The sequence below is a fragment of the Mesorhizobium sp. HAY1-8B genome, from assembly GCF_056868045.1.
The window spans coordinates 1,977,994-1,990,830 of the sequence record NZ_CP200321.1; the positions used below are offsets into that span (position 1 = coordinate 1,977,994).

Annotated in this window: 14 protein-coding genes and 1 pseudogene; 12 read left to right on the forward strand and 3 right to left on the reverse strand. The window is 58.5% G+C overall.

Annotated elements, in window-relative coordinates:
* Positions 1-383: 383 nt before the first annotated feature.
* Entirely contained in the window at positions 384-998 is a 615-nt protein-coding gene (locus AC1VON_RS09595) for a class I SAM-dependent methyltransferase (protein WP_483121724.1), read from the reverse strand.
* 471 nt (positions 999-1,469) lie between these two features.
* Between AC1VON_RS09595 and AC1VON_RS09600 the strand changes: the two genes are divergently transcribed.
* A complete protein-coding gene (locus tag AC1VON_RS09600) occupies positions 1,470-1,691 on the forward strand; it encodes a hypothetical protein (protein ID WP_483121726.1) in 222 nt (73 codons plus the stop codon).
* Between the two features lie 24 nt (positions 1,692-1,715).
* Here the strand turns inward: AC1VON_RS09600 and AC1VON_RS09605 are convergent, their stop codons facing one another.
* The gene (locus tag AC1VON_RS09605; protein WP_483121728.1) at positions 1,716-2,030 is read right to left on the reverse strand and encodes a DUF7662 domain-containing protein; all 315 of its coding nucleotides are present in this window, start codon (positions 2,028-2,030) and stop codon (positions 1,716-1,718) included.
* A 186-nt stretch (positions 2,031-2,216) separates the two neighbouring features.
* On the opposite strand from AC1VON_RS09605, the gene AC1VON_RS09610 reads away from it, so the two are divergent.
* The 3 genes from AC1VON_RS09610 (at position 2,217) to AC1VON_RS09620 (ending at position 6,101) form a co-directional block, all read left to right on the forward strand.
* Entirely contained in the window at positions 2,217-2,621 is a 405-nt protein-coding gene (locus tag AC1VON_RS09610; protein ID WP_483121730.1) for a hypothetical protein, read from the forward strand.
* A 162-nt stretch (positions 2,622-2,783) separates the two neighbouring features.
* Positions 2,784-3,617, forward strand: a complete 834-nt coding sequence (locus tag AC1VON_RS09615) for an ATP-dependent DNA ligase (RefSeq protein ID WP_483121731.1) — start codon at positions 2,784-2,786, stop codon at positions 3,615-3,617.
* Between the two features lie 1,764 nt (positions 3,618-5,381).
* Complete coding sequence (locus tag AC1VON_RS09620) at positions 5,382-6,101, forward strand: nucleoside/nucleotide kinase family protein (protein WP_483121733.1); 720 nt, start codon at positions 5,382-5,384, stop codon at positions 6,099-6,101.
* A gap of 118 nt (positions 6,102-6,219) precedes the next feature.
* Here AC1VON_RS09620 and AC1VON_RS09625 read toward each other — a convergent pair whose 3' ends face one another.
* On the reverse strand, positions 6,220-6,972 hold the full coding sequence (locus AC1VON_RS09625; protein WP_483121735.1) for a Crp/Fnr family transcriptional regulator: 753 nt from the start codon (positions 6,970-6,972) through the stop codon (positions 6,220-6,222).
* Between the two features lie 138 nt (positions 6,973-7,110).
* Between AC1VON_RS09625 and AC1VON_RS09630 the strand changes: the two genes are divergently transcribed.
* The 8 genes and pseudogenes from AC1VON_RS09630 to AC1VON_RS09665 all read left to right on the forward strand — a co-directional run bounded on the left by AC1VON_RS09630 (position 7,111) and on the right by AC1VON_RS09665 (position 12,479).
* Positions 7,111-7,332, forward strand: a complete 222-nt coding sequence (locus tag AC1VON_RS09630; protein WP_483121737.1) for a DUF768 domain-containing protein — start codon at positions 7,111-7,113, stop codon at positions 7,330-7,332.
* A 1,451-nt stretch (positions 7,333-8,783) separates the two neighbouring features.
* The gene (locus tag AC1VON_RS09635) at positions 8,784-8,945 is read left to right on the forward strand and encodes a hypothetical protein (protein ID WP_483121739.1); all 162 of its coding nucleotides are present in this window, start codon (positions 8,784-8,786) and stop codon (positions 8,943-8,945) included.
* Between the two features lie 106 nt (positions 8,946-9,051).
* Entirely contained in the window at positions 9,052-9,270 is a 219-nt protein-coding gene (locus AC1VON_RS09640) for a hypothetical protein (protein ID WP_483121741.1), read from the forward strand.
* A gap of 27 nt (positions 9,271-9,297) precedes the next feature.
* A complete protein-coding gene (locus AC1VON_RS09645) occupies positions 9,298-9,486 on the forward strand; it encodes a hypothetical protein (RefSeq protein WP_483121743.1) in 189 nt (62 codons plus the stop codon).
* 75 nt (positions 9,487-9,561) lie between these two features.
* Positions 9,562-10,305, forward strand: a pseudogene (locus tag AC1VON_RS09650) (SOS response-associated peptidase); the annotation flags it as partial.
* Positions 10,305-10,751 carry a hypothetical protein gene (locus AC1VON_RS09655; RefSeq protein ID WP_483121745.1) on the forward strand — a complete coding sequence of 149 codons (447 nt, stop codon included), beginning with the start codon at positions 10,305-10,307 and terminating at the stop codon, positions 10,749-10,751. The pseudogene AC1VON_RS09650 and the gene AC1VON_RS09655, both read left to right, overlap by 1 nt.
* Before the next feature lie 1,138 nt (positions 10,752-11,889).
* Positions 11,890-12,189, forward strand: coding sequence for a DUF1236 domain-containing protein (locus AC1VON_RS09660; protein WP_483121747.1), 300 nt, complete (start codon positions 11,890-11,892; stop codon positions 12,187-12,189).
* An 83-nt stretch (positions 12,190-12,272) separates the two neighbouring features.
* Positions 12,273-12,479 carry a hypothetical protein gene (locus AC1VON_RS09665; protein WP_483121748.1) on the forward strand — a complete coding sequence of 69 codons (207 nt, stop codon included), beginning with the start codon at positions 12,273-12,275 and terminating at the stop codon, positions 12,477-12,479.
* Positions 12,480-12,837 lie beyond the last annotated feature (358 nt).

Here is a 12,837-nt window from a genome sequence, read left to right on the forward strand (position 1 = left end):
CGATCTATTGCCCGACGCCCCACAGCGGCCGTGATCCAGAATGCCCTGCTCAAAGTCCGCGGCCTTCGGCACACCTGCTCGGCCGGGGTGACGTGCTTGAAACTCATGGCAGCGCACTTCCAAACTTGCCCGCTGCTCTCCCCCAAGGGACAGCGGCTTTTTTTAGCATAACCGGAACTTGATTTTCGTCGGCTGGTTCTTGAAGTGCAGCAATCCCCTCCGCTGCGGCTAGGGAATTCGCTCCTGGCCGGGCCCGCTTCTTCCGCCATTGGGGTGGGCCCACCGCCTGCGCCTCAGTTGCCCGCCAAACTTGGGAACCCAGCGGAACCGGCAGCGCCCTACGATTGAGCGATACCGCCGCCCGGCCGTCGGGCTAGCGTTGCTCAGTCTGTTCGCACGCCTGTCGCAACTAGCCATGCCGTTCCAGGGCTGGGTCTCCGCACCTCGGTTTCCTTAAACCCTGCATCTTGCAAGGCCTCGATGACCGAATGAGGCTCGCGGGCTGTGAAGATATCCGACGGCATATTCATCCGGTCCATATGCATCTTCGGGAGAAAGCCCAGCACGACGCGCCCGCCCGGCTTCAGAACGCGAACAAGCTCAGCGCATCCAGCTTCAAGGTTCTGCCAGAAATACACAGTGTGGACACTGAGGGCCTTGTCAAACGCGGCATCTGGCAAAGGTAGGCTCTCTACTGCGCCCACCAGGAACTCGGCTTTTCTGGCACGCACTGCGTTCGCGAACCGCCGGGTGGCAGCGTTCACGACATCCCGTGAGCGATCAACACCGCAGACGAAAGCTGCCTCGCGAAGGAACTGCGGCAACAGGGCCGCGCCGCCGAATCCAACCTCTATGACATGGTCCGCCGGAACCAAACCCAACTGATCGATAGCGTATCTGTTAAGCCCGGCATTGCCGCGGTTCATACCGGCCCGCACAAGCCGGCCGGCGATCCCGCTCGGCCAGGAAAGCTGTTTTGCTATAAATCTTGGCGCCATCCTATCAAATCCTCCCCGCTCGCCCTGAAGATCCCATCCGCACGACCATCCGACTTCTAGCAATTCGCCCGTAAAGCTTGGCGGTCAGCACCTTCACAAGACAGTCCTAGCATATTGAGGGCTGTCAGGCGGGGAAGTATCGTATGAAGAAGATCTACGTTAAGCCGGCACTGGTGAAGCGCGATACGGCGGTTGTCGCTGCTTGTGTTTCTAACTGCGGCCCGACCGGCTGAAGCCTGGCTTGCTGATCAAGGCCATCGGCTCCGGTCGGCGGGCTTTTATTGTCGATCGAAGCAGAGAGCAAAATCACTACCAATGAACGAAGTGCGCTTCGGCTCAGGGCTCCTCTTGGGCGCCACGCCAAGAAGTCATCGACCGTGATCGGTGCAATATCGCGCCGTCACGAAGATGCGGCGTCCCGGATCGTCTCCTATAATACCGGCATGAACATCGGCGTCACCGGATGAAGGCGTGGCTGGTCAAAAACTCCCCGTTGTTCTCGGCTACGTCTTCACACCGGCCCACGACTTGAAATGGGGCGCGCTCAAAGGCGGTCTGCCATCACCCGCCGGTCAGAACGAAGAAAGCGATCAGGCCTACGAAGATGAAACCGGCGGCGATCGCGGCCCACATAACAAGCTTCCCAGTGCCCTTCTGCTCCTCTTTACGGGTAGGGAACTCTATCCTTTCTGAGCGTTGCGCTGACATGCTTTGCTCTTAGGCTAACTTTTTGAACAAGACGACCTTCTTCTGGAGATCGGCGACTGCACGATACCCAGCCTGGTGCCACGCCTCAGCCTGGATCGTTCTGTCTCCCCTGTTGTCGTTCGACCACCAATTAGGGTCCATGTGAGCAGCCTTTGGTAAAGGCACGATTTCATCCAGCTGCTCGAAAGACACGACGATTTCTGGCGCGTCCAGCGTCTTCAGCAGGCTGCGCCAAGGCTCAAATCTACTCATCGCCACGATGCCTTGGCTTGTTCGGGAGGTCCGTTGCGGCTGGGACAGCGCGGATGACGGGGTCAAGATCATTCGGGAAATTCGGCGCACTTTCCGGGAGGGACTTTGTCGTTTCGTGCGGCAGCAGCGCCGCCATCTCTTCGATCAAATCAAGCAATAAAACATTCATCACGGTGAGTCCTTAAGTCAGGGGCTTCTTGGCCCCAACTTAAGAATCAGACCGATGTTCCCTACCGCAACACAAGAAGGAACCGACCAATGTCGACACGATATGCCGCTATCGTTCCGAACGATGACGGCCGGGAGGTCGTCTCGAACATTGCCCAGATCGAGGGCGCCGCGCCGCAAGTAAGCTGCGGCAACGTCGAGAAGGTCGCCGACGGCGTTCTGATCGGCATGGTACGCGGCGCCCTGTCAGCCAGGTGGCCGGCTTCGGCTTCCCGGCAGGTACGCCCGGCACCGGCGAACGCGGTGTCGGTGGACCGCGCCGAACCGCAGGCAAGCCCGCCAGGTCGAAGGCGAGGGACAAACCCGCCGCCAACGATCCCCCGGATGATCCGCCTGCCGATCCCGACAAGCCGGAAGGGTGCCTGCGCGCGTGGGCGACAGGCTCTGGGAACAGTGCAGTTCCCACGGGCGCAATCCGATCTTCGCGACGGATGAGGTGATCTCGTCTCCAACCTTCGACGCACGCGACATTCGCTGCATCATGTTGCAGTGAATAAAACATTCAACTTAGCTAAAATGTCCGGAACTATTTTAGCGTAAGCTTATTGAATCGCGGTCTGTGCGGGTCAGCGGACGCGTTGGCAGTTCATCAAGCCGATGGATCCGGAGCTTTACGATACCCCGCCTGAGGGTGACGACTGGAGCCACGAGATAAAGTTTGACGGCCACCAGGTCATCAAAGACGAAGACGGGATTCCGATGCTGACAAAGAAAGGCTTCGACTGGACGGCTCGGTATCGTTACCTTGTCGAGGAAGCCGCCGCGATCAAGGCCGAAACCTTCATCTTCGAAGGCGAAACCATCATGATCAATGAGGCCGGGCTGTCCGATTTCCACGCGCTGCAAGGCATCATTGGTCGCCGCCGGCCTTCCCCCGATCTGTATCTTGTCGCGTTCGACCTGATGCTTCTCAATGGTCACGATCTGCGAGCCATGCCGCTGGTCGATCGACGCGAGATCCTGAAAGGCATGATCCCGGAAGGCGGGCGAATACAGTTTAGCGAGGCGCTGCCGGGCACTGGCGCGGCGGTCTATCATCTCGTCGACAAGGCCGGACTTGAAGGCGTGGTGTCCAAGAGGAAGGACAGAGCGTATCGCAGCGGCCCTACGGTGGCCTGGCGCAAGATCAAATGCTTCGAAGAGAAGCAGATGGACATCATTGGCGTGCAGCGGGATCCCGGCAAGGCTGCCCAGGTGATCATGGCTGAAAAGGGCCACTACAAAGGCGGCGCGTTCGTAAGCTTCAGGGCCGACAAGAGGCAAGCGCTTTGGGACCGTGTGCAGGGCAAGGTTGGCGGTCCCGTTCCCAAAGGACACAAGAAGGAAAAGGCCGAGTGGCTGAAACCTGGCCTGGTCGGGCGCGTGAAGACGCTCAAGGGCGAAGAGAAGCTGCGACATGCGAGACTGCTGGACTACTGGGAAGAGAATTGAGACGGCTTGCCTCGGGCAGACGCTGTGCTTTTATTGCGGCTTCCCGTTGCTGAGGAGAGACCTATGCCAATGCGACACAAGGCCCATGAGGCTGGTAATTTTGATCCATCCGAGGTCGAACTGCTGGGGCGAGCCGGGGGGCGGCGGCCGTTTGTCACTGGCCCTGGTTCTCGCTTGGCCCGCCGCAATGCGCCGTTGCTAGAGCTCTTCAGAAATTCATGACACTGGCGTTGCCAAGCCTCGATTTTCGCCCGCTTGTGGCGCGCCTGGGTACTACATAATCGATCCTCACAAAGGCGATCGGAATATTCTCCGCAAAGACGCCGAGGACCTCTACAGCGTTGGCGATGTAGGTCCTCACGACAATATTTACCGGCGTTGCAACGTTAATGCCGGTGGCAACCAACCCTGCCGCCGCCGCTCGTTAATCGGCGCTGGATGATCCCAGCGCACTGCCAAACTTGCCCGCTACCAAGTATGGCGGGCCTTTTTGGTCCACCGATCCATTGCTGGAGAGCCAGCGGAACCGGCAGGCTCTCACTCGCATTCGTATCGTGCTCTGTTCCCATTACAGCGCACTCCAAACTGGCCCGCTGCCTCCCAGGCGCGGGCTTTTTTGTTGGAACCGATTCCGCTCGGTGGAGTTTTGAGGTGCTCGGCGCCCTCCGCCGAGCGTACAAACAAGAGCCCGCCACTGTCTCGCGGTGACGGGCTTTTTTGTCTTTAGCTGACATGTTACTAGGCGCCCGACTGAGGGGCGCGGCATGCGGCTGGCAGTATTTGCAATCGTTATTGGGCTTTTTATGGCATCAGGCTTTTGGCTAGCAGCCGAGCTGGTGCTTGTGAGCCAAGCAACAGGGCTGCCCGGTTGACCCCGGGGACAACGGGGGGGCACCTATGAAGAAAGCTTACCAGAAGCCAGAACTCACCAAGCGTGAGCAACTGTCGAGCGTTGTGGCGCAGGCGGTCTCTCCGCCGCCGCCGCCGCCCGAGATCGACTGACGTCGCCAGATAACAGTATCAGCCCGCTGGCTCCAACCGGCGGGCTTTTTTGTTTATCAGGTGTGCGCGCGGGTAGTTATTTCCGGACGCCGGGGAACATCACAATTGTTGCTCCCCCCTCCGGCTCCCAGCGGCTCGTGGCCCGGGCCTTCGTGCCACGTTACCTCGCGTAAGTCGCGCTGGTCTATCATCTGGCCGCAGTAGGGGCAGGAATAGAAATTGTCTCTCTTCGTGCCGGCTCCCCGTCGTGCCGCTTGCAAGGAAGTGGCCCATGTCTGAAAGCTTAATCATGAGGCATCAGCCCTGTTGGCAGAGATTTAGACGCGGCGGCTCGCGAGATGGCCACCCGCCGCTAGGCTCTTGCTAACTTCCACTTGTCTCGCAAAAATCAACAGCTTCTGGTCATAGCCTATGCGGACCATCGCTTGGCACCCCTCGCATCTGAATTCCGATCGTCCGCAGCCACGCACCGGGCCTTACGATAGTGTGTGAACAGGCGGGACAGTTGAATTCAATCGGCACATCCTGCAGTTCGTCGGATAAACCCATTCTATTGTTCTCCCAAACCGGCGCCCCGCCGAAACGACTCAAGCTAGAGCGCCGGCATATGTTCCGGGTTGGGACTTCCGGCTGGTCAGCAGCAGACTTAGGTCCTAGCCCCAGATCGTTCCGTCAGCAAACGCGCCACCTTTCAGGGTTTTCGGACCTGAAGGTCATTCAAATGAACGTTGGTGCGGTTTCTGACCTGGCTAACGTCCCGGGATGATCATCGAGTTGTTTGGACCGCCTGGTGTAGGCAAGACCACACTTCGTCCACGCCTATGCAGGGCGATGGCCAAGCACGGCTTCAATGTGAAGACGGTGGACGGTTATCGCCAGATTGAATCCGGGCCTCCTAAAGACGACCGCACGGAAGTGCGCCACGGCATTGGACGTATTGGCAAAAAGATTGCCACGTCCGGTCCTGTCTTGCTGTCGACTCTGCCAAAGGATGGAGTGGCGGCCCAGCTTCTGGCAGCCTTCCCCGTGCAAAGCCTCTCATGGTCATGGCGCATGAAGGTTGATATCGCCCTTCTTTGCGAGTCCTGGCGTCAGGCCGAGGAATCGGATGGTCACTTCGTTTTCGAAGAGGGCTTGATCCAGGCTGTGTGCGCGCTGGCTGTGCTGGCGCGAAGGCGAAACATCGACGGCGTTCGTGACTGCCTTTCGTTCCTGCCCAGACCGGACCTGCTTATCCAACTTGATGCGCCGCAGGAAACCTTGCGTCGTCGCCTTGTAGATCGGCATGCACGGCAACCGATGTTCGAGGCTCTCCTCGAACTTGGCGTGGATAATGGGTTGAGGCAAGCCGCTTTATCGAGGGAGATCGGAAGGTGCTTGCGCCAGGCCGGATGGCCCTTGATACAAGTCAACGGTGCAGAACCGCACGATTTCCAGAAGATCATTGGGCGGGTCTTAGAACATCATGACCGAAGGGCATGAAGCGGCCGGCGACGCAATGGGTCAAGCCGGGCATCATCGGCCGGGTGAAGCGCTTGCGCGGCGAGGAAAACTTACGGCATGCTTCGCTACAGGATTTTCCGCGATGAATGAAGGAGGGCTAGCCAGCTGCAGGTCTGAGATCCAAATACGCCTGGTCCCGTAGGTTTAGATATCCTGGATCGAAGTCCGCCGCCTCACTTAAGCGCTCCCAATTCATGATAATCAGTCGCCCGCCCTTGTGTTCCAAGAGGCGGTCGGCGCGCATCTTCTTCAATATGCGATTTACGTGAACGACGCTCGCACCGAGGGTCTCGCCAAGCTGAACTTGGGTTAGGGGTAAGGGATAAGAATTGCCCCTTACCAGGCCCATGACGTTCATGCGCACGTAGAGCTCGCAAGCGAGGTGGGCTAACCTACCGAACGCATCATGTCCACCCAACACCTTGACCCAGGCGCGCGCGACCGCTGCATCGACTAAACTTTCCCGCCAAAATAGATTTGCCAGACGAGGTGATTTACGGAGAACTTCGAGGATGTCGCGGTGCGCGATGAGGGCAACCTTGCTTCTACCGATCGAGGCGAGAGTGTGATCCATGCTTCTAAGGTGCAGGCCTTGCAGATCGGGTATATCGCCGGCGACGTGAATTGAGAGTGTTTGCACAGTGCCGTTGCTCAAAGTGCTGTATCGCCGCAGGAGTCCTTCAACGACCAAGCAGCAGTGGCTTGGTACATTCCCTTCCAGCGCGATCTGCTCACCAGGCATCAACGCCTTTTCCAAAAGCGGCATCGCTTCGACGCTCTCGCGTTCATCTGATGAAAGTCGACCTAGGCTTTCGAGCTTTCGGATCAGCGGCGTTGTCAAACTGGACATCGCTGACCCTAGCACGTTTGACATGAACGGGCACCAATCCCCGCCGCATCTTCACTGCCGCCCCCCTCCGCTGCGGCTTAAGGAGGCGACCCAGCAGGTGTTGCTGGAACTCAATTCGCCGAGCGAGCTTAAGGCTGAATGAGCACACGCGGCATCAATTTCCTTGATCAGTGGATCGCGAACAATGTTCCCGAGACCGCGAATGCAGACGTTATTTCCGTGGACGAACTCACGCTCAAGCTGCTCGCCGACGCCAAGGCGATCGGGATCAAGCGGGCCGAGATAGACGAAGAGGTCGACAGTCTCTACCGCACCATCCTCGACGCGATCGTCCATTTCGACCCGGGTCTCCCTGATTGAAACAGATTGCACCGGCCTTCATTATTTACCCGCCGCCCACCAATGGCCTGCCTTTCTTGGCGGTCGAGATGAAGCCGGACGGTTCGATAGCGGCTCGGCCGTTTGCGTCACTCGAGGAAGCGATCGCATTCAACAATGAGCGGTCCGAGGATTGGCGGCGAAGGCAATCTTGACTCGTTCCCAGTGCGTTCCCATTTTGGTCTTCCCTGACGGCAACGACGGCTGACAACATCTGATATTTGGTCGTTTCGCCATCATGAATCTCACAGGTACCGATCGCAGTTGCCGCGGTGCTCAATGCAAAACCAGTGAGATTCCGTTCGGGGAGATGTTGTAGCGCGGCTCGTCGTTGCGGCCGGTCTCGGCCGGCGCGGTCAGCCTGAAGAGCCGGTGGATTTCCGATCATGAGATATCGGGTGTATCGTCCGCACATATGTTGCCTCTGGTCTGCTGGCGCTAATTCATGGCCCGCGCGCCAGCTTAGCGTAGGCGGTCAGTGTCGGCGCCCTCCGCCGAGCGGACAAAACAAGCGCCCGTCACTGTTTTCGCGGGGGCGGGCTTTTCTAGACAAGCACCTACAGCCGGGTGATCTTGGAAAGTCCCAGGCGTATCCGCTGCCATTCCGCATAGGCTACTGCTAACGATTGCGGGTGAGTTCCTCGTCGTCGGCTACTATGCGGACGAACCATTCTCCACAGGCCTCAACCACTTCAATGCGAGGCGTGGCGCTGTCCATCGTAGCCTCCCTAAAAGCCCTGGCAACGGATTCTATGATCCTCGCGGACAGCCGCCGCAATGAAAAAGATATTGGTCGGTGCTACTGGCCGCGCCCTACACTCGTTGTCCAGCCGGTTTGGCCCCAGCTCTGGCTAAGCGGCTGTCTGAAAAGGTGGGTACCTCAGAAAAGTTGCGCGCGACCTGATTAAGCTGATTGAGACGGACTGGAACTCGCTCGTTCGCGAAGCTCGTTTCCTGAAAGACAGGCACTGAACTCTTCGGAAAGGAAATCTGAGGCACGGCCGACTCGGGCTCCATAGGCTCGTGCCGAGGCTTGGCGCAAGTTGGGCTGGTCATTCGACAGCAGATCGGGCGGGGATATGTGGAGGTCGGCGTTCTGGCGGCCTGCCGCTGCCAGGGTGTTGCCGGTTTTTCAGATATCTTGCAAAAATGGACAGCTTCTGTTCGTAGCCTATGCGCACCAGCGCGTTGCACCCGTCGCATCTGAAGGTTCCGATCGTGCGGAGCCAGGAACCAAATCTGACGATAGGTTGTGAACACAACGGACAGTTGAATTCCATCAGGACGTCACTCAGTTCGGCGGTTAAACCCATCTCATCCTCCCAAGCCAGTGCCCCACCGGCCCGATTCAAGCAAACAGGCCGGAATAGGTTCCGGGGCGGGCCTTCTGGCTGATCGGCGCACGGACTTAGGTCCTGCTTCTAGCCAAACGCTTGGAGGGACGGGAACTGGCCGGCGAGCTGGAAATTGTACCCAAAATCCAGGATGGCGAGGTCCACGTGTTCAAACATAACGAATTGCTGATGATCGAGGGCGCCTTGGCGGCGATCCTGCCTGTTGCTTTTGGTCTGCTTCTTCTGTCGTGGGCTTTGTGATCATGTCGTCCTATCCAGAGCCTTCCGCTGCCACAGCCAGCATGCTGCTTGCAGTCGCGCCCCTCTTGTTCTTGGCGGTGGGTTCGGCCGCGCTTTGGATGTTCGCTTGAGCACGCGCGGCATAGACTTTCTCGACAAGTGGATGGCGGAAAAGCTACCCGACAGGATCATTAATGATCCGATCGCAATCGGCGTCCTTGCTGAAAGTGCGCTGAAGGCGGCTGACAAGGAAGGCATTGCAGCCAGCGAGATCAGCGAGGAAGTGCCCAGCGTATTCGAAGTCATCGCCGAAGCGATGGACAATCGCGACGGTGGGGCGCCTTAAGGCAGCGAATGTGCTATGATTCGCGATATGGGCAAGAAGGCGAAGCGTAAGGCAAAGCTGGCGATCAAAGATCCAGTAGATGGCGCGCTGGGAGCGGAAGCCGCCTACTATGCCCGCAAGGTCGGCATCACCATAGACGAGGCCGCTAGGATCATCCGGGAAGCCCATTCACAAAAGATGACTGCCAACCGCAAGGAAAAGGCCCGCCTGTCCTGATCGCTGCGCACGCTTGACTCGTTCACGAAGCGTTCCCATTTTGGTCTTTCCGCAACGACAGGCTGGTGATCGCAGTGTGGACGTGTTTTCGTCAAGACCACAATCCCTGACATGGTGAGGCGTTTCGAGTTCGCCCATCCTGGCGACGTCGAGCGCATGGGCAATGGTTTCCCGATCTGGAATGGCGCGCCAAGCCTTAACTACCCGATTATCATCCGGGAGGAACTGTCTACGTCCCTGGCCGGTTTCGTTTCGGCTAGGTGGGGGCTCGTCCCTGGCTGGGCTCGTGACGGGGGCGGTCGGCCGCCGCCCGTCAACGCACGCTGCGAGACCGTCGCGACCAATGGCATGTTCCGCAAAGCGTACGCCTCACGGCGCTGCCTGGTGCCAGTAGACGGGTATTTCGAATGGCAGAAGCTGGACGCCTCGGGCAAGAGGAAACGGCCGTATGCGATCGCGATGAAGGATGACGAGCCCTTCGCTATGGCCGGTATATGGGAAGAGTATACCGATAAGATCACTGGCGAACTGATCCGCACCTTCGCAATCGCCACCTGCGAGCCGAACAGTCTGATGGCGACCATTCATGACCGGATGCCGGTGATCCTCGCGCCGGCGGATTACATGCGCTGGCTTGCACCTGAGCCCGATCCACGCGACTTGAAGAAGCCGTTCCCGTCGGACCTCATGAAGATGTGGCCTATCGGCAGCAAGGTTGGCAGCCCCTGTAACAACACGCCTGACATAATCGACGAGATCGGCCGGACCGATATCATCGACGTGAAGGGCCATGGTCCAGACGATCTATTCGACGTCTGATGTTAGAAGGCATGATGCCTACTGATCGGTTGAAGGTCCGCGACGCTTCGGAGGATCGCTATGAGGTCTTGGAGGACGGCGAGCCCATGGGCTCTTTCACCACCATCGCCGACGCTGTTCGGTTTGTCCGCGATCGTGGCGCGCGGCTCCGGCTCGATTGGGGCAGGACCATCATCCAAGGCGAGGCACGCCCGCATGATTTCGAGCCGTCGTTCTTGGGCGCGAGCGTTGGCCGCCTCTTGGGTGAGCAACACGGGCCGAGCAAGGGCGAGTGGTTCTGGTCAATCAGCACGAACGACAAGGGGCGTTTACCGACTACCTGGCGGACACGCCCCGAAGGCGTCCGCCTATGCCAAGCGAAAATCGTGGAGACGGCTCGGGCAAAGAGTTTATTCGGGGTCTGCTGTTCGCTCATGGCCAGTCAACTGTGGGGCACGAGCGGCTGACGCACAAGTCACTCTCGCGGTGGCGGGTTAGGCGCGAGATGCCCGCCGCGTTTTGGTGATTTCGCGAAACCGGAGATCGTTCGCTCATATCCCGTGGGTCAGAACGACATAAATGGCGGGGACGAGCATCAACCACCCGCCCATTCCCAGAAGCACCAAATTAGCCCTGCGCTCAGTCCGCTTGACTAGCGCGACAATGTCTTCATCGTCATGCAACGAGGCAGCGTCCGAACCAGCGATATGAGCATGGTTGTCATTTGCAGGAGCGCCTGCATTGCCACTCTCATTCGATCTCTGAGCCAATGTCATTTTCTTCGGCTCACCAATTAACATCATATCGGCCCGTTCTCGGCGCTTGAGCCGGAACGGGCCACGTGCAGGAGTAAACTAGCTAAAATCGCAGGATGACCGAAGGACCACGTCTGCGATAGCACCGGACGCGACGGCGACCATGCCGCCAGTAACTACGGCAACCCGTCTCCAACCCCGCCGGCGACGGCGGCGGCCGTAGTGCCAGTCCCGGTGGGAAACCTGGTCCACCTGCGCTTGGCCTCCTTCGTCGAGGTCCTGTCTTTGTGGCGTTTCCAGTTCATCAAGGATGCCGCTTCCCGCGCTCGGAACACCGGCCATTGCGTTAATTGGGCGGACGGCGCTTGCAAGCGCAGCTGCTCCGGCGATGCCAAACACCGCAGTCAGGAAAGTTCGCCGATCCATAGTACCTCCAAGGTTGCATGAGCGAAAACCATCCCACCGTGAAAATAGAGGACCCGCCAGCCGCGGAAGCGGCTCGCGGGTCCTATCAGCACGAAGGGACGTAGCTGTGCCGATCCATGACATGTCAGCCGAGGACTATACCCATCACCAGAAAGGTGACGGCTGTCGCGAAAATCGGTGCGAGCAACCAGCGCGCTTGGCCAACACTTTTATCCATCTGCTTTCTCCGAATTTGAGAGGCAACTACGCTGGGCGTACCGTTCCGCCTAACCCTGGTGGTAGGACCATTGCCCTTTGCGGGCCAGACTTTGGTCCTGTCGTAGTCGGACTGAAGTCCGTTAGGAGGAACGTTCCTCCATGCTTCGTGTTCGTATGCCTGGCGCACAGCGGTCGTGCTGTCGCCATTCGAAAGAGGAGAAAAACCATGAGGATGCACCTTACCGGCGCCGCTGCGGCGCTATTGCTTTTGGCTGGCGTCGGCGCTGTTGCGGCCCAAGACGTTGTCATCACGCCGGAGCAGGACACCGTCGTGCGCGAATACGTGAAGAAGCAACCACTGGCTTCCGTGAAGATACCTGGTGTCGAGCTGAACGTCGGCACGGCTCTGCCCGACACGGTCGAACTCCACGAGGTTCCCAACGTCAAATACCGCTATGTGGTGGTCGACAACCGCACGGTCCTGGTGGATCCGAGTACCCGCAAGATTGTCAAAGTCTACGATTGAAACTTCGAACTAGCGTTGCCCGCCGCCTTCCTATGGCGACGGGTTATGCATGCCGAGCGCCATTCAACTGGACAACGAAGATTATGAACCTTGAAGTCGAGACGACAAAAGCGCTTATGGCGCGATTGACTGATCTCCAGGCGAGAGTGCGGGCAGCACGCATCACTGACGCCGAAATAAAGACCTTCCAGAAAGTCGCTGCCGTCATGGATGACGGTCGCGGCCGAATTGCTGGCGACGATCTGATCGCAGCATCGTTCCTCGTCGAACAAGATGCCTTGAATGGGTAGCTAACCCATTCACAACAGCTTCAATAGTTACCGACTTATTGCTGCGCCTACCACGCCAGAAATGAAAAAGCCCGCCGCCTTGGCGGCAGCGGGCAAGGTCGTGGGAGTGGCCAGGGAATCAACCCAGCATCGATAAAATACAGCGTGCCTGCTCATTCGAATACGTTAGGCTTCCCTAATGGATGATTCGAAATGATAGGCCGCCGTGCTTTATCAAAGAGTCACTGATGAAATCAGCGGACGCGTCTCGTTCTACGAGTACGCCGACCTACCCTACTGAAACGAAAAAGCCCGCTGATCTGAGGGAGATTAGCGGGCCAAGGTCCCGGAGTAGTTGGGATGAACCAGCATAGATCAA

Excerpts from the sequence above, each read along its gene's own strand:
- AC1VON_RS09605 (WP_483121728.1), bottom strand. The coding sequence starts at position 2,030 with ATGATCTTGACCCCGTCATCCGCGCTGTCCCAGCCGCAACGGACCTCC.
- AC1VON_RS09620 (WP_483121733.1), top strand. The coding sequence starts at position 5,382 with ATGATCATCGAGTTGTTTGGACCGCCTGGTGTAGGCAAGACCACACTT.
- AC1VON_RS09660 (WP_483121747.1), top strand. The coding sequence starts at position 11,890 with ATGAGGATGCACCTTACCGGCGCCGCTGCGGCGCTATTGCTTTTGGCT.
- AC1VON_RS09610 (WP_483121730.1), top strand. The coding sequence starts at position 2,217 with ATGTCGACACGATATGCCGCTATCGTTCCGAACGATGACGGCCGGGAG.
- AC1VON_RS09645 (WP_483121743.1), top strand. The coding sequence starts at position 9,298 with ATGGGCAAGAAGGCGAAGCGTAAGGCAAAGCTGGCGATCAAAGATCCA.
- AC1VON_RS09655 (WP_483121745.1), top strand. The coding sequence starts at position 10,305 with ATGTTAGAAGGCATGATGCCTACTGATCGGTTGAAGGTCCGCGACGCT.
- AC1VON_RS09615 (WP_483121731.1), top strand. The coding sequence starts at position 2,784 with ATGGATCCGGAGCTTTACGATACCCCGCCTGAGGGTGACGACTGGAGC.
- AC1VON_RS09625 (WP_483121735.1), bottom strand. The coding sequence starts at position 6,972 with ATGTCCAGTTTGACAACGCCGCTGATCCGAAAGCTCGAAAGCCTAGGT.
- AC1VON_RS09665 (WP_483121748.1), top strand. The coding sequence starts at position 12,273 with ATGAACCTTGAAGTCGAGACGACAAAAGCGCTTATGGCGCGATTGACT.
- AC1VON_RS09630 (WP_483121737.1), top strand. The coding sequence starts at position 7,111 with ATGAGCACACGCGGCATCAATTTCCTTGATCAGTGGATCGCGAACAAT.
- AC1VON_RS09595 (WP_483121724.1), bottom strand. The coding sequence starts at position 998 with ATGGCGCCAAGATTTATAGCAAAACAGCTTTCCTGGCCGAGCGGGATC.